Origin of the sequence: Yersinia vastinensis (assembly GCF_902726565.1) — a bacterium.
GTDB lineage: Bacteria > Pseudomonadota > Gammaproteobacteria > Enterobacterales > Enterobacteriaceae > Yersinia > Yersinia vastinensis.
In genome coordinates, this window is sequence record NZ_CACVAF010000006.1 from 86,773 (window position 1) to 107,321 (window position 20,549).

Below are 20,549 nucleotides of genomic sequence, written 5' to 3' on the forward strand. Positions count from 1 at the left end.
CTGTATTTTGCAATTAACATGAAATTAATCACTATGCTTATTGCTCACGAGAGCGTGATGTTTTTCATAAAAATGTCACAAAACTGACGCATAATGGCTCGCGGCATAACATAGTGACCACTAACTTACTGGCAGGATTGATGATGGCAAGACGCATACTTGTGGTGGAAGATGAAGCACCAATCCGTGAGATGGTGTGCTTTGTGTTGGAACAGAATGGCTACCAACCGTTAGAAGCCGAAGATTATGACAGCGCAGTGGCGGGTTTGTCGGAACCTTTCCCTGATTTGGTGTTGCTAGACTGGATGTTGCCTGGTGGTTCGGGCATCCAGTTTATCAAGCATATGAAACGTGAAGCACTGACACGTGATATTCCTGTGATGATGCTGACCGCTCGTGGCGAAGAAGAAGACCGTGTTCGTGGTTTGGAAGTAGGGGCGGATGATTATATTACCAAGCCTTTTTCGCCAAAAGAGCTGGTGGCACGAATTAAAGCAGTCATGCGCCGGATATCGCCAATGGCAGTAGAAGAAGTTATTGAAATGCAAGGATTGAGTCTTGACCCCTCCTCACATCGGGTTATGGCTAACGAGCAAGCGCTAGATATGGGGCCTACAGAGTTTAAATTGCTGCACTTTTTTATGACCCATCCAGAGCGTGTGTACAGCCGTGAGCAGTTGCTTAATTATGTCTGGGGCACTAACGTTTATGTAGAAGATCGCACTGTTGATGTGCATATTCGTCGGTTACGTAAGGCGCTTGAAATTGATGGTCATGACAAAATGGTACAAACCGTCCGGGGAACTGGATATCGTTTCTCAACGCGCTACTGAGTTTTCAGTGCCGGAGAATTCGTTGTGTTAGAACGTTTATCGTGGAAAACGCTGGCTTTAGAGCTGGCTATTTTTTGTTTACCTGCATTATTGTTAGGTGCCTTTATTGGGTATCTCCCTTGGCTATTACTGCTTTCAGTGCTCGCCGCTTTAATCTGGAATTTCTATAACCAACTCAAATTATCTCACTGGCTGTGGTTAGACCGCAGCATGACGCCACCCGCCGGGCGTTGGAGTTGGGAACCTTTATTTTATGGCTTGTACCAGATGCAACTGCGTAATCGCCGGAGGCGTCGCGAATTAGCATTGCTTATCAAGCGCTTTCGCAGTGGTGCTGAATCATTACCTGATGCTGTGGTGATGACTACGATCGACGGTAATATTTTTTGGTGTAATGGTCTGGCCCAGAAATTATTGTGTTTTCGTTGGCCGGAAGATAACGGTCAACATATTCTCAACTTATTACGTTATCCAGAATTCAGTCAGTATCTACAGCAACAAGAGTTTTCTCGCCCACTAACCCTGCAATTGAATAATGGTCATTACGTGGAGTTCCGTGTGATGCCCTACTCTGAAGGGCAATTACTTATGGTGGCGCGAGATGTCACGCAAATGCGTCAATTGGAAGGGGCGCGGCGTAATTTCTTCGCCAATGTCAGTCATGAGCTGCGTACACCACTGACGGTGTTACAAGGGTATCTGGAAATGATGCATGACCAGGAATTGTCTGGCCCATTACGCGAAAAAGCGCTAGGAACCATGCAAGAGCAGACCAAGCGAATGGATGGGTTGGTAAAGCAACTGTTGACGCTATCACGCATTGAGGCCGCACCTAACGTGGATATGAATGAGCAGGTCGATATTCCGCGTATGTTGAAAGTGTTGCAGCACGAGGTTCAGGCACTGAGTAATGGGCGTCATGAGATTACTTTCCGTATCAATGAGCAACTGAAGGTTTTTGGTAACGAAGATCAATTGCGCAGTGCGGTCTCTAATCTGGTTTATAACGCGGTTAATCATACCCCTGAAGGCACAAAAATTGAGGTGTGCTGGCAGCAAACACCACAAGGAGCGCAATTTCAGGTCAGCGACAATGGGCCAGGGATTGCTCCTGAGCATGTTCCGCGCCTGACTGAGCGCTTTTATCGGGTGGACAAAGCTCGCTCAAGACAAACTGGCGGGAGTGGGTTGGGGTTGGCTATTGTGAAACACGCACTGAGCCACCATGACGCGCGTTTGGATGTTATCAGTGAAATTGGTTTGGGTACGCGATTTATTTTTACCTTACCGAACCGGTTGATTGTTCCGACGGTTTTAACCGAGAATGCAGTCAAATCCTAAGACTGCATGGGCACCAAGTTGATGAGATGGGGAAAATGGGCGCTGTTGAATGCCATGCTCTGCCTGAGTTATGGCGCATTGGCGCAACCGGTGGTATCGCCTACGGTGGCGGAGCAGCCATCATCGGTAGCGGCAAGCCACACCTTGTCTGGCAATCTTTCCAGTGTCGGATCGGACACTTTGGCTAATTTGATGTCGCTGTGGGCGGAAGATTTTAATCATCACTACCCCGGTGTTAATCTGCAAATACAAGCGGCGGGATCCTCTACAGCCCCTGCGGCATTGGCTGCCGGGGCTGCTCAACTTGGTCCGATGAGCCGGCCAATGAAGGCTGCTGAAATCGCTGCATTTACTCAACGATACGGTTATCCCCCTCTTGCGGTTCCTGTTGCTGTTGATGCACTCGTGGTTTTTGTTCATCAAGATAACCCATTGAATAAAATTACTTTATCTCAGCTTGATGCTATTTTTTCGCAGAACCGCCGCTGTGGAGAGCCTCGTCGAATTGTGCGTTTTGGCGAATTGGGGTTAGGAGAGGGCTGGGCCGCTCGTTCCTTACAACTTTATAGCCGAAATTCAGCCTCTGGAACCTACGGTTTTTTCAAACATCGCGTACTGTGCGATGGCGATTTTATGGATAATGTCAATGAGTTACCCGGTTCGGCATCCGTGGTGCAAGCCATCGCTGGTTCATTAAATAGTATGGGTTATGCCAGTATTGGTTTTCGTAATAGCGGGGTTAAACCATTATCACTGTCTGCTAACGGTCAGGATTTTGTGATGCCGACGGCCGAAAATGTTAAAGATGGCCGCTATCCTTTGTCGCGCTATCTGTATATCTACATCAATAAAGCACCTGGTCAGCCGTTAGAACCTTTGACTGCGGCATTTTTGGCACGGGTTTTATCACCTGAAGGGCAAAAAAGAGTGACACACGATGGTTACCTGCCGCTGCCCCCCGATATGCTGGCTCATACCCGAGAAGCGTTGGGTTTTGCTCATTAAATTGTTAACGGTTGGCTATAAATGATACAAATCATATGGCGTGTATTTCTCTAAAGCTGGCACGATTAACTGGTTTAGAGGGATTGTCTGGATGAAGACTCTGCTTTTGTGATCCTGACTTGCCTTTCTCCGCTATAAACGGTCTACTTACCGCCGTTGTTGGCCTATTCCACCTGCAAATAACTTCAAAAACACTGCATACTGACGAAATAGATTGCTTATTAACCGCTGGAGTTTGCGTTTATCAGAGCTTTGTATCGTTTCGATCACGTCGGAAAGACCACAACTGAGAACTTTTTCTTTTGGTCATTTAACTAGGCAACGCACACCACTATGAGTCATCGTTTATCATCTAAAGATATTATGGCATTAGGTTTTATGACCTTTGCCTTATTCGTTGGCGCGGGCAACATCATCTTCCCACCGATGGTTGGTTTACAATCCGGTGAACATGTTTGGTGGGCCGCACTGGGCTTTCTGATTACTGCGGTTGGATTACCGGTTATTACGGTGATTGCTCTTGCCCGTGTGGGCGGCGGTATTGATGCTTTGAGCACGCCAATTGGCCGTGGCGCGGGCTTGGTTCTGGCGACCGTCTGTTATCTGGCGGTGGGCCCACTGTTTGCGACTCCACGAACTGCCACTGTGTCCTTTGAAGTCGGCATTGCCCCACTGACGGGGGATGGCCCACTGCCGCTGTTTATCTATAGTGTGGTCTATTTCGCATTGGTTATCGGGATTTCGCTGTATCCGGGGCGTTTGTTGGATACGGTTGGGCATATTCTGGCACCACTGAAAATTTTGGCATTGGCTATCTTGGGTATCGCTGCGTTGATTTGGCCCGCTGGGCCATTGATTCCGGCAACGGACGCTTACCAACAAGTGCCATTCTCCTCTGGTTTCGTTAATGGTTATCTGACCATGGACACTTTAGGCGCATTGGTCTTTGGTATTGTTATTGTCAACGCTGCTCGTTCGCGTGGTGTGGTTTCTTCCGGCTTACTAACACGTTACACCATTTGGGCCGGGTTGATTGCCGGTGTCGGTTTGACGCTGGTTTACCTGAGTCTGTTTAAGTTGGGTTCCAGTAGTGGCAGCCTGACACCGGATGCACAAAATGGTGCCGTGGTGCTGCATGCTTATGTTCAGCATACTTTTGGTGGGTTGGGGAGTGTGTTCCTAGCGGCTTTGATTTTCATCGCTTGTATGGTGACGGCTGTGGGTCTGACCTGCGCCTGTGCTGAGTTCTTTGCTCAGTACCTTCCTTTGTCATATCGAGCACTGGTCTTTATTCTTGGTATCTTCTCAATGATGGTATCGAATCTGGGGCTGAGCCATCTGATTCAGGTCTCTATCCCCGTGCTGACAGCAATTTATCCTCCATGCATCGTGCTGGTGTTGATGAGTTTCACCTTGCGCTGGTGGCATCATGCTTCGCGTATTGTGGCCCCTGTGATGTTGGTCAGCTTGCTGTTTGGGATTCTCGATGCGGTAAAAGCCTCGACATTTGCGCATTTCTTGCCGGAATGGACCCAGCACCTACCGCTGTCTGAACAAGGTCTGGCATGGTTATCGCCTTCTCTGCTGGTATTCGTCGTCGTAGGGTTGTACGATCGCCTCTGCTGTCGTCAGGAAGTTGCTGCCAAGCAATAACTGCACAGTTATAAGATATTTTTAGCCACGGCTCATCCCCGTGGCTTTTTGCTGAAAAAAGACGGGAAAATGTTGATGGAATTACCAGTCAAAAATAAGCTGAAACGCGGCCTGACGACACGCCATATCCGCTTTATGGCATTGGGATCAGCAATAGGTACGGGCTTATTCTATGGTTCGGCTGATGCAATAAGAATGGCAGGGCCAAGTGTATTATTGGCATACCTGATTGGTGGTGTGGTGGCATTTATCATCATGCGTGCCTTGGGCGAAATGTCAGTCAATAACCCGCAGGCCAGTTCTTTCTCTCGTTATGCCCAAGATTACCTCGGGCCGATGGCGGGTTACATCACTGGCTGGACATATTGCTTTGAAATTCTGATTGTTGCGATCGCGGATGTGACCGCTTTCGGTATCTATATGGGCGTCTGGTTCCCCGATGTGCCTCACTGGGTATGGGTGCTGAGTGTTGTCCTTATTATTGGCGCTATCAATATGATGAGTGTCAAAGTATTCGGCGAGTTGGAATTTTGGTTCTCATTCTTTAAAGTTGCCACCATCATCATCATGATTCTGGCCGGTATTGGTATCATTATTTGGGGTATTGGTAACGGTGGGCAACCGACTGGCATTCATAATTTATGGACTAACGGCGGCTTCTTCAGTAATGGTTTTGTCGGCATGATTTTGTCATTGCAACTGGTAATGTTTGCTTATGGCGGTATTGAAATTATCGGTATTACTGCTGGTGAAGCCGAGAATCCAAAAAAATCCATTCCAAAAGCAATCAACTCAGTACCATGGCGTATTTTGGTGTTCTACGTCGGTACTTTGTTTGTCATCATGTCTATTTACCCATGGAATCAGGTGGGTACCAATGGTAGTCCATTTGTTCTGACCTTCCAGCATATGGGGATTACAGTGGCGGCCGGCATACTGAACTTCGTGGTTATCACCGCATCATTATCCGCTATCAACAGTGATGTGTTTGGGGTCGGGCGTATGCTCAATGGGATGGCTGAACAAGGCCATGCACCCAAAGCCTTTGCCGCTATTTCCAAACGCGGAGTGCCGTGGGTTACAGTATTGGTGATGATGTTCGCTATGCTGATTGCAGTGTATTTGAACTATATCATGCCTGAAAATGTCTTTCTGGTGATCGCGTCGCTGGCGACTTTCGCTACTGTCTGGGTGTGGATTATGATCCTGTTTTCCCAGATTGGTTTCCGCCGCTCCTTGAGTAAAGATCAGATTAAAGCGCTGGATTTCCCGCTGCGTGGCGGTACTTTTACCTCGGTACTGGCGATCATTTTCTTAGTCTTTATCATCGGCCTGATTGGTTGGTTCCCAACCACTCGCATCTCTTTGTATGTGGGGCTGGTGTGGATTGCACTGCTGTTGGTGGGATACTATTTCAAAGTCAGTCATCAGAAGAAACAAGCAATACCGGTGAAAGAGGCCGAGTAATACTTAGCTGAACGCCATCTGAAGCCGGGAAATTTCCCGGCTTTTTTTATTAGACTCGGTATGTTGCCATTTAATTAACTTTTCTCCGCCCCCAGCCTCATCCCCGATATTTATGCTGGCAGATGAGGGGCAAGCTCCTACTGCATGTCATTATTTATGTCGGCGAACTGTTTATATAGCAGGGCTGTTTATTCAGCTCAATCGCCTATCATCGGGTGAATGTGTCGCGGCGTTAATGTCTGCACCAGATAGCCTTAACAGGAATGGTTTTGGTTAAAGCAGGAGAGTTTTATGCTGAGTGGTTGGCATCTACCGGTCACGCCTTTTGTTCGTCAGCAAGGCGATGCATTACATATGACGTTATGGTTGCAGGGGAATAATTTACCCGAGCAGGTTTTCTTGCGCTGTGAACCCGATAATGAAGAATGGCTGCTCAGTATGAAGGGGCAGCAACGAGATGGTTTTTGGTCTTATAGTGCGAAACTCCCTTTGCATGAAGGTCAGCCGACACGGCGTTATTGTTTCAAACTGCTGTGGAATGATGATCAACAGTGGTTTGGTCCATTGGGATTTTCAAAAATTCCCCCAGCACAGTTGGCACAGTTTGCTATTGATACACCTGATAGTGGCCCTGATTGGGTAGCTGACCAAATTTTTTATCAGATTTTCCCCGATCGTTTTGCCAGCAGTCAGGGGGAATATAGGGTGCAGGAAGGCAGTTATCCTCATCATGCTGCGGGTGTGGCGGTGTCGCGCCGAGAATGGCAGCACCCATTGGAAGATATAAATGCCTCCTCGACATTCTACGGCGGTGATTTGGCTGGTATCTGTCAAAAAATCCCCTATTTACAACAGCTCGGTGTTACCGCACTGTATTTAAACCCTATTTTTACCGCTCCCAGTGTCCATAAATACGATACGCAAGATTATTATCAGATTGATCCCTACCTCGGTGGTGAGAGTGCTTTTTTGCAATTGCGCCATGCAACGTATGATGCCGGTATCAAATTGGTGCTTGATGGTGTGTTTAACCATACCGGGGATTCTCACCATTGGTTTGACCGCCATCAGCAAGGAGAGGATGGCGCTTGCCACCATCAAGATTCACCTTACCGTGGTTGGTTTAATTTCTTCCCCGATGGGCGGGCGCTGGATTGGAAAGGCAATGCCAGCCTGCCAAAACTCAACTTTGCGAATGATGGCGTGGTGAATCAAATTTATCGTGGCGAAAATAGTGTTGTTCGTCATTGGTTAAAACCGCCTTACAGTATTGATGGCTGGCGGTTGGATGTAGTGCATATGCTCGGGGAAGAGGGCGGAGCAAAAGGAAATTTACACCATCTGGCGGGTATCTATCAGGCAGCGAAAGAAGAGAATCCTCAGGCTTATATACTGGGGGAGCACTTTGGTGATGCACGAAATTGGTTACATGCCGGAGTAGAGGATGCGGCAATGAACTACATGGGATTTGCTTTGCCGGTGCGCAGTTTTTTGGCCGGTCAGGATGTTGCCTATCATCCCATAAAACTTCAGGCCGAAGAGTGTGCTTATTGGATGGATGAATACCGTGCTGGGTTACCTCATGGTCACCAACTTCGTCTATTTAATCAGTTGGACAGCCATGATACTGCCCGTTTTATCACGCTGCTCTATGGTGATAAAGCACGTATGCAAATGGCGCTGGTGTGGTTGTTTAGTTGGATTGGCGTGCCTTGCTTATTTTACGGCGATGAAATTGGGCTGGATGGGGGTAATGATCCGTTCTGCCGTAAACCATTCCCATGGGATGAGTCTCAATGGCAGAGCGATTTGCTGAAGTTGTGTCAACGAATGGCCGCTCTGCGGCACAAAAGTATGGCTCTGCGACGCGGTGGATGTCAGGTTATTCATGCCGATGGTGATTCTCTGATATTTATTCGTTGCTATCAGCGTGAGCGAGTGATGGTGGCAATCCAGCGCAACCACAATACTGATATTTCCTTAGTGGCATCTCCTTTACTCAATGTGGCTAAATGGCAGCGCCTGGAAGGTTCATCCGAGTTGAGTGTCACAGGTGAGGGGGTCAATCTGCAGTTGTCTGGTGAGAGTGTCACCCTATGGTGTGGAGTTGGTGAGCGCTAACTCAAGGGCGGTTACACTCTGTAAGATAGAAAAAGCGGCTAAACGCCGCTTTTTCTTTAGCTGAGATAGTATATATAAGGCAGCTATAGATAGTGACTGAGTCACTTCATCGAAGGGAGAGTAATATGAGCACAGCGAAAAGACAGGCATTGATTATCGGCGCTTCTCGAGGCTTAGGGTTGGGGCTGGTTGACGAGCTTAATCGCCGTGGCTGGTCAGTGACTGCGACAACACGTGGCACTGCGCAAGATACCAGCGCACACAAAGCCCACTGGCTGACATTGGATATTAATCAACCTGAAAGTATTACTGCGTTTTTGCCTCAGGTGCAGGGGCAGACGTTTGATTTGATATTTGTTAATGCGGGCATCTCAGGGCCAGAACATCAGTCAGCGATTGAGGCTAAACCTGAAGAGATTCTCGAATTGTTCCAAACTAATGCAATTTCTCCAATTCGTATTGCCCAGCGCCTGCTGGCACAACGTCATCCCGCCCACAGTGTATTGGCCTTTATGTCTTCTCAACTGGGTAGTCTGGGTCATAATGCATCTGGCCATAAGCCTTTATATTCAGCCAGTAAGGCGGCACTGAATATGATGACGCGCAATCTGGTGGCTGAGGTCGCAGATCCGTCACTGACTGTATTATCCATTCATCCGGGTTGGGTGAAAACCGATATGGGGGGGGATGCCGCGCCATTGACGATTGCGACTAGCGTGAAAGGCGTTGTTGACCAGATTGAGCATGCATCAGGCAAAGGTGGTCATGGTTTTATTGATTATCAAGGACATATATTACCTTGGTAATGACTTTAAACTGATAAATCTCCCCCATCGATACCTTGATGGGGGGACGAGTGAACCCAATTAGTAACCGATAGCGGCTCCGGCAGGGCGGCGGACATCATTAGCCCCGTACAAGTAACCTTCACGCACTTTGCCTGATACCGCAGAGTCATTCCCGGAGTTTGCAGGGCTAACGCCTTCAACACCGGCTAAGCCGACTAAAATGAGCTCCGCAGCGCCCCATGGATTCTGCTCAACCATGTTATAGCCCATTGTTTTCAGTAGACTAAGACTGTCAGCAGAAACTCCACGTTGTTCGTAGTAAACTTCATCAGGTAACCACTGATGATGGATGCGTGGCGCATCTACCGCCTCTTGCGGTGCCATACCATGGTCAATCACATTCAGTGCTGTTTGCAGGGTAATGGTAATAATTCGCGAACCACCAGGTGACCCCAACACCATGAATGTCTTACCGTCTTTGGTCACTAATGTTGGGCTCATAGATGATAGTGGGCGCTTACCGGGGGCGATAGAATTCGTCGCTCCCTGAACTAAACCATACAGATTTTGCTCACCTACTTTGACGGTAAAATCGTCCATTTCATCATTAAGGAAAAAACCGGTACCAGGCGCTATCACTACAGCACCAAAGCGGCCATTAACTGTGTAGGTAGTAGAGACCGCATTCCCCTCATGATCGACGATAGAATAGTGGGTTGTTTCTGGTTTTTCATGCGGTTGCATACCCGGCTGCACTTCTACTGACGGCGTTGCTTTATTGGCAATGATTTGCTTGCGAATATCTGCGGCATAACTTTTGCTCAACAGACGATCAATGGGGTTCTTAACAAATTCTGGGTCACCGAGGAAAGTATTGCGATCCATATAAGCATGGCGCATAGCCTCAGTCAGCGTATGAATGTAAGCGGCAGAGTTGAAGCCCATGCTTTTTAGGTCATATCCCTCAAGAACATTTAATGTTTCACAGAGTGTGACGCCACCAGAGCTAGGGGGTGGGGAAGAGACAAATTTATAACCGCGATAACTACAGGTAATAGGCGCTGTTTCAGTGATTTTATAGTTAGCAAAGTCGGCAGCGGTCAGAATTCCCCCGTTATTTTTTGCCGCAGCCTCAACCGCTTGAGGGATTTTCCCCTGATAGAACGCATCTGGTCCGTTCTCGGATATCGCGGCTAGAGTATCAGCCAGATCAGTCTGGACAAGACGATCACCCGGCTGCAGTGCTTCCCCATTTGGACGCAGGAAAATACGTGCAGATTCAGGGTCTTGCCGGAAGCGTTTGACAGTTGTATCCAGAATGTCTGTGTCAGCGCGGGTCAATGTAAAGCCCTCGCGGGCTAGCTTGATTGCTGGCGCCATCACTTGCTGGCGTGTCAATTTGCCGTATTTCTTCTGGGCACTGTCCATACCCAATACGGTGCCCGGCACGCCTGCGGCCAAATAGCCATATAAACTGGCATCTTTGGTGACGTTGCCCTCTTTATCCAGATACATATCAGCACTGGCTGCGGCAGGGGCGGTCTCACGGAAATTTATAAATGTATCGGTTCCATCAGCAAGATGAATGGTCATAAAACCACCCCCGCCAATATTGCCGCAGCAGGGATTGACTACTGCTTGTGCGTAACCCACAGCCACCGCGGCATCTACCGCGTTTCCACCCATTTTTAAAATATCCGTCCCAACCTGTGAAGCCAGATACTGGGAGGTGACCACCATGCCATTTTTTGCCTCTACCGCCGGTGTTGAGGCCGCATGTAGCGTACCACTGACCAACAAAGCCAATATAGCCAAGGGTTTGTTCCATTTTTTTAAATGCATTCTGACTCCTGTTATTTCCTGTCCGCCAGGGATTACCCGGTCATTTTTGTCTGGCAGCCTAAAAGATCTGCTTATGGAATGTGCAAAACACATACCAGTAATAATTAATAGCAGAATAAATGTTTGTGGCAGCTAATTAATTGGCGGCGGAAGGTGGTTGAGCCAGTTATGCGCGGGCTAATAGGTTGGTTTTGGCTCAGTGAGAATTAAATTAAATGAAAACAACTGATTGAAAATAAAGCGATCTGCTTAAGGAAGATAAGGTGGGATTAGAAATAATAATTATATAGACTTCGTGGCGGGTGCTTGAAGCTGTCTGCTTTAGGTGCTTATTTCGGGTTGAGAGTAGACAGAGAAAAGCCCCGTATCAATGTTAATTAATACGAGGCTCTCTGTAATACCGGACAGTATTACGGTAGCCTTTTCCCCGCCGAAAGGCAAGGCAAGGAGGCTTGATATGTTGCCACAAAATACACTTGTTTGGTGCCTATTGATTGTTTGCATAACAGTTCTGGCATTTACATTAATTACGCATAAATCACTGTGTGAATTACGCCTAAAAGATGGAAACAAGGAAGTTGCGGCCATTTTAGCTTACGAATCTGAAAGGTAAGGCAACTGGGCGGGGAGTCATTCTCGCCCTTCGTTGTCCGGGTAGCCATTTTATTGTTGGTTGCAGCTTTCAAGCACCCATTTTTAAGTTATATCAAAATAAAAAAGCCAGTCAGCGTGAACTGACTGGCTTAATATCCCCTGAGTGAATCAGGAGAGGCATAAACTGTTATTACAGTTTAGAAGCGTTCTCAGACAGGTATTTAGCTACGCCATCTGGAGATGCGCCCATACCTGCTTTGCCTTTTTCCCACTGAGCAGGGCAAACATCGCCGTGTTCTTCATGGAATTGCAGTGCGTCAACCATACGCAGCATTTCGTCAATGTTACGGCCCAGTGGCAGGTCGTTAACTACTTGGTGACGAACTACGCCGTTTTTGTCGATCAGGAAAGAACCACGCAGTGCAACACCAGCATCTGGGTGCTCAATGCCGTAGGCTTTCTGAATTTCACGTTTGATATCAGCAACCATTGGATATTTAACTTCACCAATACCGCCGTTATCAACAGGGGTTTTACGCCATGCGTTGTGTACAAATTCAGAGTCGAAAGAAACGCCTACAACTTCAACGCCACGTTTCTGGAATTCTTCGTAACGGTGGTCGAAAGCGATCAACTCTGAAGGGCAAACAAAAGTGAAGTCCATTGGCCAGAAGAACAGGACAGCAGGGCGGCCGTTCAGGTGTTTTTTCAGGTTGAAGTTTTCAACGATTTCGCCGCTACCAAGAACAGCAGCTGCTGTAAAATCAGGGGCTTGACGAGTTACCAGAACCATAAATTACTCCTGTTAATGAAAGATGGATTAACCAGTTGTCTTAAAAGTATCGGCACAGCATAGGTATTTAAACTCAATGAATAAAGGGATAAATACCAATCGCTGTGATAGCTTTCACCTATTGTTACAACGATTTTAGTTTCGTAGTCTTGCTAAGATACCCATTCTTACAGAAAGAGCAAGTGACTTAAGGCCAATAACCACACAAACTAAAATGTTTAATCTATATCTGCTTATGTTTCGCCTGCGACATCATCGTAGGATAAAACGCCCAAAACAGTTGTTCTAGTGGCTGATAGTGCTGTTCTATATCCTGAAAAGATCCCGCAAGCGCAGCCAGTTTGGGACGTCGGTTTGCCATACCTTGTAACACATCAGCTATAAAGGGTAGTTCAGCGTAGCGTTCCAGCCAACGTTCAGGCCACAGATAGGCATTCAGGTTTTGGAAACGAGCAGGTGTCTGCGGTAAATGCGGTAAAATCTGGCGTTGCGCATGGTCAATAAAATCGGGCAGAGGGCAGTCGGGCATCAATTTATCCCAGTCACGCGCGAGGAAATGGTCCCACAGCACATCCAGCGTAATAGGAGCCACTCGGCGATAATCGGCACTAAAATAGGTTCGAGCTTCTTTAACTAACGGCAAAGTATCTGTCATTACGTCAACACGACGATGCATCATGATGCCAGAGACTATCTCAGGGGAATACTCACCCTGCGGATTACCCCGAATAAAGTCAGCCAATAAATTGCCCAATAAAGAGCTATCAGCCAATGTGGCGAGATGGAGGTGAGCGAGAAAATTCATGAACTGAGTATATACCTTTATTACTTTAAGTTGCAGCCTGCCCTTGGTGGCTCTAGACTAGCGGCCTATTTTTTGTAAACCAGTCCATCATTCCTGTTGGTCGGGTCTGCCCTGATATAAAGTGGAAAGCCATGCGTGTTGCCGATTTTTCTTTTGAGCTCCCGGAATCTCTGATTGCCCATTACCCTCAGCCCCAGCGGAGCGGTTGCCGCTTATTGTCTCTGGATGGCCCTACGGGAACGTTAACGCACGGCATTTTTACTGATTTACTGGATAAGTTGGAGCCAGGTGATCTACTGGTGTTCAATAACACTCGGGTGATTCCAGCGCGTTTGTTTGGCCGTAAAGCCAGCGGTGGCAAACTTGAAGTGTTGGTAGAGCGCGTTCTGGATGACCATCGCGTTCTAGCCCATGTCAAAGCCTCAAAAGCACCCAAACCGGGCACTGAGCTACTGTTGGGGGATGACGAAAGCATTCGCGCCACGATGCTGGCACGTCATGACACCTTGTTTGAGCTGCGCTTTGATGATGAGCGGGATGTTTTTACTATCCTGAATCTGGTCGGCCACATGCCTTTGCCTCCTTATATTGATCGCCCTGATGAAGATGCTGATCGTGAGCTATATCAAACGGTATACAGTGAACGTCCTGGGGCAGTAGCTGCGCCAACTGCTGGGCTGCATTTTGACGAGCCGCTCTTGGCTGCGTTACGTGAGAAAGGCATTGAGATGGCTTTTGTCACCTTGCATGTGGGGGCTGGGACATTCCAGCCAGTGCGAGTCGATACCATTGAAGAGCATATTATGCATTCCGAATATGCAGAGGTGCCCCAAGAGGTCGTAGATGCGGTTTTGGCCTGTAAAGCCCGCGGCAATCGTGTCGTCGCGGTAGGTACCACGTCAGTACGCTCACTGGAAAGTGCCGCTAAGGCCACCGAGAACGGCTTGATTGCTCCTTTCTTTGGTGATACTCGCATCTTTATTTACCCGGGATATCATTATCAGGTCGTGGATGCCTTGGTCACCAACTTCCATTTACCTGAATCAACATTGATAATGTTGGTTTCTGCTTTTGCTGGCTATAAAAATACCATGAATGCATATCAGCAAGCGGTTGCCGAGCAATATCGCTTTTTCAGTTACGGTGATGCTATGTTCATCAGCCGTAATCCACGGGCGCCGCAAGAGACGGTCAACCCGTAAATTTTCGGTCACACTTGCCGTGTGATCAGGCAAAACAACATTGGACTGTTTTTCCGATGCTGGAGGTTATGTGAAGTACGAATTACAAAAAACTGATGGCCGCGCCCGTCGTGGTCGTCTGGTGTTTGAACGCGGTGTGGTAGAGACTCCGGCATTTATGCCAGTCGGAACCTATGGCACAGTCAAAGGGATGACACCGGAAGAAGTTAAAGAAACGGGTGCTCAAATCTTATTGGGTAACACTTTCCATCTTTGGCTACGCCCAGGTCAGGAAATTATGAAACTGCACGGTGACTTGCATGACTTTATGCAATGGCCCGGCCCAATTCTGACCGACTCAGGCGGCTTTCAAGTGTTCAGCCTCGGGGCGATGCGCAAAATCAAAGAAGAGGGGGTGACGTTCCAGAACCCAATCAACGGCGATAAAGTGTTCCTTAGCCCAGAAAAATCGATGGAAATTCAGTACGATCTCGGTTCTGATATCGTGATGATTTTCGACGAATGTACCCCATACCCTGCGGATTGGGATTATGCCAAACGCTCGATGGAAATGTCGTTGCGCTGGGCAGCCCGTAGTCGCGAACGTTTTGATGAGTTGAACAATAAAAATGCATTGTTCGGTATCATTCAAGGCGGTGTTTACGAAGATTTACGTGATGTGTCCGTAAAAGGGCTGGTAGAGATTGGTTTTGATGGTTACGCTGTGGGCGGCTTGGCGGTAGGTGAGCCAAAAGAGGATATGCACCGCATTTTGGAGCATGTTTGCCCACAGATTCCGGCGGATAAACCTCGTTACTTGATGGGCGTGGGGAAACCCGAGGATTTGGTTGAAGGTGTACGTCGCGGCATCGACATGTTTGACTGTGTTATGCCGACACGCAATGCCCGCAATGGTCATTTGTTTGTCACTGACGGTGTCGTAAAAATCCGTAATGCCAAGCATAAGAGTGATACTGCAACGTTGGATGAGCACTGTGATTGCTACACTTGTCGCAATTATAGCCGTGCCTACTTGCATCATCTTGACCGTTGCAACGAAATACTGGGTGCACGGCTAAATACCATTCATAACCTGCGTTACTACCAACGCTTAATGGCGGGTTTACGTCAGGCTATTGAAGAGGGTAAATTAGAGAGCTTCGTTGAAGATTTCTATGGCCGGATAGGGAAACCTGTTCCACCATTAAATGTTTGATTTTAAAATTATTACCTTTGTATTTAAAGATTAAGCAGTTACGATTTACCGTTTTTGGTTCTATCGCACTGATTTCACACTACTGATATTGATAACAATGAGGGAATTTTAATGAGTCTTTTCATTTCTGATGCTGTCGCATCCGCTGGGGCTCCAGCTCAGAGCAGCCCGTACTCCCTGGTGATTATGCTGGTGGTATTTGGTCTGATTTTCTACTTCATGATCCTGCGTCCACAGCAAAAACGTGCCAAAGAACACAAAAAACTGATGGATTCTATTGGTAAAGGTGATGAAGTGTTGACCACTGGTGGTTTGCTTGGTCGTGTAACTAAAGTAGCGGAAACAGGTTATATCGTAATCGCACTGAACGACACCACTGAAGTGATGATCAAACGTGACTTCGTTGCTGCCGTTTTACCGAAAGGTACAATGAAAGCTCTGTAATTTTCGATTTTCCCGAAGGGAATTGCCGTGTTAAACCGTTATCCTTTGTGGAAGTACCTGATGCTGATCGTTGTGATCTTCGTCGGTCTGCTATATGCACTTCCCAACCTTTATGGTGAGGATCCGGCTGTTCAAATCACTGGTGCGCGAGGAATCGCCGCCAGTGAAACAACGCTGGTCCAAGTCCGTGACGTTTTAGAAAAAGACAACATAGCGAGCAAGTCCATTGCGCTGGAAAACGGTGCAATCCTGGCTCGCTTTAAAGATCCCGACGTCCAGCTGCGCGCCCGTGAGGCACTGATGGCTGCGATGGGGGACCAATACGTAATCGCCCTGAACCTGGCTCCAGCAACGCCTTCTTGGCTTGCTAAATTAGGTGCAGAGCCGATGAAGCTTGGCCTTGACCTGCGCGGTGGTGTGCACTTCTTGATGGAAGTGGATATGGATACCGCACTTGGCAAGCTGCAAGAGCAAACGATGGATACTCTGCGCACCGATTTGCGTGAGAAAAATATCCCGTATGCGACTGTGCGCAAACTCGACAATTATGGTGTTGAAGTACGTTTCCGCGATGATAAAACACGCGATGACGCTATCAGCTACCTCTCTTCTCGCCACCGTGATCTGGTGATTAGCTCCAATGGCAGCAATACCTTAAAAGCTGTGATGAGCGATGACCGTCTGCGTGAAGCGCGTGAATATGCTGTTCAGCAAAACATTACTATTCTGCGTAACCGGGTTAACCAATTAGGTGTAGCCGAACCGTTGGTTCAGCGCCAGGGTTCAGATCGTATTGTGGTTGAATTACCGGGTATTCAGGATACCGCTCGTGCTAAAGAGATTCTTGGTGCAACGGCGACTCTGGAATTCCGCTTAGTCAATAGCAATGTTGACGCCTCTGTTGCCGCTTCCGGTCGTGTACCGGGTGACTCAGAAGTTAAAAATACCCGCGAAGGTCGCCCGGTTGTCTTGTACAAACGCGTTATCCTAACCGGTGATCATATTACCGACTCAACTTCCAGCACTGATGAATATAACCAAGCTCAGGTTAATATTTCGCTCGATAGCGCTGGTGGTTCATTGATGTCTAATTTTACCAAAGACAATATCGGCAAGCCGATGGCGACTTTGTTCGTAGAATATAAAGACAGCGGTAAAAAAGATGCTAATGGCCGGGCAATTCTGGTTAAGCAGGAAGAGGTTATCAACGTCGCGACGATTCAGTCTCGCTTGGGTAACAGTTTCCGTATTACCGGCATTGATAACCCAGCTGAAGCTCGTCAGCTTTCCCTGTTACTGCGTGCGGGTGCATTGATTGCACCAATCCAGATTGTGGAAGAGCGTACTATCGGGCCAACTTTGGGTTCACAGAACATTACTCAAGGTTTGGAAGCCTGCTTGTGGGGCTTGGCGGTCTCTATCCTGTTTATGGTGATTTACTACCGTAAGTTTGGTGTGATTGCCAGTACAGCACTGTTGGCTAACCTCGTGTTGATCGTGGGCGTTATGTCTCTATTACCGGGGGCGACATTAACTATGCCGGGTATTGCCGGGATCGTATTGACGCTGGCGGTAGCAGTTGATGCTAACGTACTGATTAACGAGCGAATAAAAGAAGAGTACAGAAACGGGCGGACGATACAGCAAGCGATTCATGAAGGGTACAAAGGTGCCTTCTCTAGTATCGTTGATGCAAACGTAACGACACTCATCACAGCCATTATTCTTTACGCTGTGGGGACCGGTTCGATTAAAGGCTTTGCTATTACAACAGCTATTGGTGTTGCGACATCAATGTTCACCGCAATAGTCGGTACTCGTGCCATCGTCAACCTGCTTTACGGCGGCAAGCGCATTAACAAGCTGTCTATTTGAGGAGTACGTTGTGGCACAGGATTATACTGTTGAACAACTGAACTATGGCCGTAAAGTCTATGACTTTATGCGCTGGGATTACGTTGCTTTCGGTGTCTCATTGCTATTGTTAGTGGCATCCGTAGTGGTGATGTCCACGAAGGGGTTTAACTGGGGTCTCGATTTCACCGGTGGTACGGTGATTGAAATTAGCCTGGAAAACCCTGCCAATATGGACCAACTGCGTGACACTTTGGAAGCGGCGGGCTTTGAATCGCCAATCCTGCAAAACTTTGGTAGTACCCGTGATGTGATGGTTCGTATGCCACCCGCCACTGGCACTGCAGGACAGGAGTTGGGTAACAAAGTCATTTCCGTTATCAATGAATCAGTTGATAAGAATGCATCAGTAAAACGTATCGAATTCGTCGGACCTAGTGTGGGCAGTGATTTAGCTCAAGCGGGTGGTATGGCGTTGTTGGTCGCGTTGCTCTGTATTCTGGTTTATGTTGGTTTCCGTTTTGAATGGCGTCTGGCGTTGGGGGCGGTTATCGCTCTGGCGCATGACGTGGTCATTACTATGGGGATCTTGTCGTTATTCCATATTGAGATTGACCTAACCATCATCGCTTCATTGATGTCGGTTATTGGTTACTCACTTAACGACAGTATCGTGGTATCGGACCGTATTCGTGAGAACTTCCGCAAGATTCGCCGCGGTACTCCTTATGAAATCATGAACGTGTCTCTAACCCAGACGCTAAGCCGTACTATCATGACATCTGCAACCACGCTGATGGTGGTATTGATGCTGTTTATCTTCGGTGGTGCGATGCTACAAGGCTTCTCACTGACGATGCTGATCGGTGTTTCCATCGGTACTGTTTCATCTATCTATGTTGCGTCCGCGTTGGCGTTGAAACTGGGTATGAAACGTGAACATATGTTGCAGCAGAAAGTTGAGAAAGAAGGTGCAGATCAACCTTCGATCCTGCCGTGATAGTGTAGAGCCGTAATACGCATGAAGCCCTGATACCGTTAAAGCGGTATCAGGGCTTTTTTATTGCTGATTGGTTGCGTTAGATTCCCTATGAAATCGCATTGTTACGTTGTTCTTTGCTATTATCTCAATTAATATAGTTATTATTGATGTGACTGTTATTTTATTTAAACTTACAAGTTCTAATTAATAAGAATAAAAGATCATTAAGCAGATGTATTCTGGAAGTTATGGCATTGATTTGATAGTTAATCCCTCAATTATTTAATAATGTTTATAATAGATGTTCTATATCATGTATGAATATTCCATTAAAAAAGAAGGGGTTGTTAATGTGCTTGCTTGCCAAAAGTGTTATTACGAATATTAATTCGCCACTCCATTTACCTCAATTAATTGATAACGAAAAAAACAGTGATTTATTGAATGACATTAAAGTGGAAATAATACGGGAATTTAGTCAAATAAATTTTGATAAAAAATCAAAGATAAGTAAATGTATAGAAGAAATAACAAAAAGCCCTAATGTTAATGATGTTATCGATAATGTTAATGCCTACCTTGATAAAAGTAAGGGGACAGACAGAAATAAAGAATTTATTGATGATTTAAGTGCATTGATTAGAGACGAAAATTCAGTGATTGGTAAAGAGTATCATTTAATTACTCAATCAAAAAAATGTTATAAGTTGGTCCATAAACATTTTTCTGACTCAGAAGCTGCATTGACGCCATCCGCGGTTGAACAGGGGGTTAGACAACACGAAACTAAAATCAAAGCCCAAATTTTGGAGGGGTTGGGAACTGAAAAAGAGAAAGAAACTATTATTAATAAAACAATGGAAACGATAAAAAATGCAGATGAAGAACTTATCGCACTGAAAGATCTTCATAGGATAACTTATCGTCTGGTAGCAATGTTTAACCAAGTTTTCTCCAGAGATAACAAGGTAGTTGATGACAAAAAGTGTGAAAATATTGAGCCTCAGACTGACATGTCGAGTTATGACTTAAAATCATTAGAAGACCATGCCAATAAACAAAAAAACAATATTGAAATTTATTATCATGCAATAGAAGTAAATTTGAATTCATTACCGACTTCGATTGATGAATTAAAACATCTGACTAATAAAAACATTCCTGATGTACTAAAGATGATAATTACGGCAAGATCTGAGTTGTTGTGTCCGCTAGAAAATATTTGGACGCGGCTAGCAAATGCTATCTCCGCTTTTCTATTCCCGGCAATCTCTAAAGAGAAGCAGGATAAAAAAATGCAGCTTGAAAATAACCTGTCAGAATTGGATCAATTAATAACTGAATTAAGTAAAAAACCAAACTACGATAATGTGATGAAATCCCCATGGCTTTATGAATTGGTTTCTCATTTGTTAGTTCAGGGTACGCCGGTTCAATACCCTTTTGATCCTTTCAATGTGTTGTCCCCGGATCGTAAAGTTTGGTTAGAATTGCAAAAAGAATGGTTAACACTTTTGCAGGATAAATCCGTTGAACCAGAGCTTTCGCAATAATTGATCAAGATAAACTGCCGTTTCCGGCCTTTGTTGTCGCAGCAGTTCGCGGTAAACTATAAGCAAGTTTAAGTTCA

The 20,549-nt window shown here is 46.6% G+C and carries 17 protein-coding genes; 14 read left to right on the forward strand and 3 right to left on the reverse strand.

What is annotated here, in order from left to right; translation table 11 throughout:
• Nucleotides 1-143 precede the first annotated feature (143 nt).
• The 7 genes from phoB to HUZ92_RS10620 all read left to right on the forward strand — a co-directional run bounded on the left by phoB (nucleotide 144) and on the right by HUZ92_RS10620 (nucleotide 9,226).
• Nucleotides 144-833: a phosphate response regulator transcription factor PhoB gene (phoB, locus tag HUZ92_RS10590; RefSeq protein ID WP_050099212.1), complete on the forward strand. Its 690-nt coding sequence runs from the start codon at nucleotides 144-146 to the stop codon at nucleotides 831-833.
• A 24-nt stretch (nucleotides 834-857) separates the two neighbouring features.
• Nucleotides 858-2,174, forward strand: coding sequence for a phosphate regulon sensor histidine kinase PhoR (gene phoR / locus HUZ92_RS10595; protein ID WP_050099210.1), 1,317 nt, complete (start codon nucleotides 858-860; stop codon nucleotides 2,172-2,174).
• Between the two features lie 21 nt (nucleotides 2,175-2,195).
• Nucleotides 2,196-3,179 (forward strand): PstS family phosphate ABC transporter substrate-binding protein, encoded by a 984-nt coding sequence (locus HUZ92_RS10600; RefSeq protein WP_050099258.1) that lies wholly within the window; start codon nucleotides 2,196-2,198, stop codon nucleotides 3,177-3,179.
• Nucleotides 3,180-3,512: 333 nt separating this feature from the next.
• Nucleotides 3,513-4,832, forward strand: coding sequence for a branched-chain amino acid transport system II carrier protein (gene brnQ / locus HUZ92_RS10605; RefSeq protein WP_050099209.1), 1,320 nt, complete (start codon nucleotides 3,513-3,515; stop codon nucleotides 4,830-4,832).
• 75 nt (nucleotides 4,833-4,907) lie between these two features.
• The gene (gene proY / locus HUZ92_RS10610; RefSeq protein WP_050099256.1) at nucleotides 4,908-6,299 is read left to right on the forward strand and encodes a proline-specific permease ProY; all 1,392 of its coding nucleotides are present in this window, start codon (nucleotides 4,908-4,910) and stop codon (nucleotides 6,297-6,299) included.
• Nucleotides 6,300-6,590: 291 nt separating this feature from the next.
• Nucleotides 6,591-8,420, forward strand: a complete 1,830-nt coding sequence (gene malZ / locus HUZ92_RS10615) for a maltodextrin glucosidase (RefSeq protein WP_145579583.1) — start codon at nucleotides 6,591-6,593, stop codon at nucleotides 8,418-8,420.
• 125 nt (nucleotides 8,421-8,545) lie between these two features.
• Nucleotides 8,546-9,226: an SDR family oxidoreductase gene (locus HUZ92_RS10620; RefSeq protein ID WP_050296036.1), complete on the forward strand. Its 681-nt coding sequence runs from the start codon at nucleotides 8,546-8,548 to the stop codon at nucleotides 9,224-9,226.
• 60 nt (nucleotides 9,227-9,286) lie between these two features.
• Here the strand turns inward: HUZ92_RS10620 and ggt are convergent, their stop codons facing one another.
• The gene (gene ggt, locus HUZ92_RS10625) at nucleotides 9,287-11,050 is read right to left on the reverse strand and encodes a gamma-glutamyltransferase (RefSeq protein ID WP_050139930.1); all 1,764 of its coding nucleotides are present in this window, start codon (nucleotides 11,048-11,050) and stop codon (nucleotides 9,287-9,289) included.
• 457 nt (nucleotides 11,051-11,507) lie between these two features.
• Here ggt and HUZ92_RS10630 point away from each other — a divergent pair, with 457 nt between their 5' ends.
• Nucleotides 11,508-11,663 carry a type I toxin-antitoxin system Hok family toxin gene (locus HUZ92_RS10630; protein ID WP_050099201.1) on the forward strand — a complete coding sequence of 52 codons (156 nt, stop codon included), beginning with the start codon at nucleotides 11,508-11,510 and terminating at the stop codon, nucleotides 11,661-11,663.
• A gap of 171 nt (nucleotides 11,664-11,834) precedes the next feature.
• On the opposite strand, the gene HUZ92_RS10635 is transcribed toward HUZ92_RS10630, so the two are convergent.
• Together HUZ92_RS10635 and HUZ92_RS10640 are read right to left on the reverse strand one after the other, a co-directional pair.
• On the reverse strand, nucleotides 11,835-12,437 hold the full coding sequence (locus HUZ92_RS10635) for a peroxiredoxin C (protein WP_004873480.1): 603 nt from the start codon (nucleotides 12,435-12,437) through the stop codon (nucleotides 11,835-11,837).
• A gap of 223 nt (nucleotides 12,438-12,660) precedes the next feature.
• Nucleotides 12,661-13,242, reverse strand: a complete 582-nt coding sequence (locus tag HUZ92_RS10640) for an acyl carrier protein phosphodiesterase (RefSeq protein ID WP_050099200.1) — start codon at nucleotides 13,240-13,242, stop codon at nucleotides 12,661-12,663.
• Between the two features lie 131 nt (nucleotides 13,243-13,373).
• Between HUZ92_RS10640 and queA the strand changes: the two genes are divergently transcribed.
• From queA to HUZ92_RS10670, 6 genes are all read left to right on the forward strand, one after another.
• Complete coding sequence (queA, locus tag HUZ92_RS10645) at nucleotides 13,374-14,444, forward strand: tRNA preQ1(34) S-adenosylmethionine ribosyltransferase-isomerase QueA (RefSeq protein WP_050099199.1); 1,071 nt, start codon at nucleotides 13,374-13,376, stop codon at nucleotides 14,442-14,444.
• A 70-nt stretch (nucleotides 14,445-14,514) separates the two neighbouring features.
• Nucleotides 14,515-15,639: a tRNA guanosine(34) transglycosylase Tgt gene (gene tgt, locus HUZ92_RS10650; protein WP_050099197.1), complete on the forward strand. Its 1,125-nt coding sequence runs from the start codon at nucleotides 14,515-14,517 to the stop codon at nucleotides 15,637-15,639.
• A gap of 111 nt (nucleotides 15,640-15,750) precedes the next feature.
• Nucleotides 15,751-16,083, forward strand: a complete 333-nt coding sequence (gene yajC, locus HUZ92_RS10655; protein WP_005166605.1) for a preprotein translocase subunit YajC — start codon at nucleotides 15,751-15,753, stop codon at nucleotides 16,081-16,083.
• Between the two features lie 27 nt (nucleotides 16,084-16,110).
• On the forward strand, nucleotides 16,111-17,958 hold the full coding sequence (gene secD, locus HUZ92_RS10660; RefSeq protein ID WP_072086595.1) for a protein translocase subunit SecD: 1,848 nt from the start codon (nucleotides 16,111-16,113) through the stop codon (nucleotides 17,956-17,958).
• Between the two features lie 10 nt (nucleotides 17,959-17,968).
• Complete coding sequence (gene secF, locus HUZ92_RS10665; protein ID WP_050099192.1) at nucleotides 17,969-18,937, forward strand: protein translocase subunit SecF; 969 nt, start codon at nucleotides 17,969-17,971, stop codon at nucleotides 18,935-18,937.
• Between the two features lie 299 nt (nucleotides 18,938-19,236).
• Nucleotides 19,237-20,472 carry a hypothetical protein gene (locus tag HUZ92_RS10670; protein ID WP_144416956.1) on the forward strand — a complete coding sequence of 412 codons (1,236 nt, stop codon included), beginning with the start codon at nucleotides 19,237-19,239 and terminating at the stop codon, nucleotides 20,470-20,472.
• Nucleotides 20,473-20,549: the final 77 nt, after the last annotated feature.

Coding starts and splice junctions, on each gene's coding strand:
- phoB (WP_050099212.1), top strand. CDS start 144: ATGGCAAGACGCATACTTGTGGTGGAAGATGAAGCACCAATCCGTGAG.
- HUZ92_RS10600 (WP_050099258.1), top strand. CDS start 2,196: ATGAGATGGGGAAAATGGGCGCTGTTGAATGCCATGCTCTGCCTGAGT.
- brnQ (WP_050099209.1), top strand. CDS start 3,513: ATGAGTCATCGTTTATCATCTAAAGATATTATGGCATTAGGTTTTATG.
- proY (WP_050099256.1), top strand. CDS start 4,908: ATGGAATTACCAGTCAAAAATAAGCTGAAACGCGGCCTGACGACACGC.
- malZ (WP_145579583.1), top strand. CDS start 6,591: ATGCTGAGTGGTTGGCATCTACCGGTCACGCCTTTTGTTCGTCAGCAA.
- HUZ92_RS10620 (WP_050296036.1), top strand. CDS start 8,546: ATGAGCACAGCGAAAAGACAGGCATTGATTATCGGCGCTTCTCGAGGC.
- ggt (WP_050139930.1), bottom strand. CDS start 11,050: ATGCATTTAAAAAAATGGAACAAACCCTTGGCTATATTGGCTTTGTTG.
- HUZ92_RS10630 (WP_050099201.1), top strand. CDS start 11,508: ATGTTGCCACAAAATACACTTGTTTGGTGCCTATTGATTGTTTGCATA.
- HUZ92_RS10635 (WP_004873480.1), bottom strand. CDS start 12,437: ATGGTTCTGGTAACTCGTCAAGCCCCTGATTTTACAGCAGCTGCTGTT.
- HUZ92_RS10640 (WP_050099200.1), bottom strand. CDS start 13,242: ATGAATTTTCTCGCTCACCTCCATCTCGCCACATTGGCTGATAGCTCT.
- queA (WP_050099199.1), top strand. CDS start 13,374: ATGCGTGTTGCCGATTTTTCTTTTGAGCTCCCGGAATCTCTGATTGCC.
- yajC (WP_005166605.1), top strand. CDS start 15,751: ATGAGTCTTTTCATTTCTGATGCTGTCGCATCCGCTGGGGCTCCAGCT.
- HUZ92_RS10670 (WP_144416956.1), top strand. CDS start 19,237: ATGAATATTCCATTAAAAAAGAAGGGGTTGTTAATGTGCTTGCTTGCC.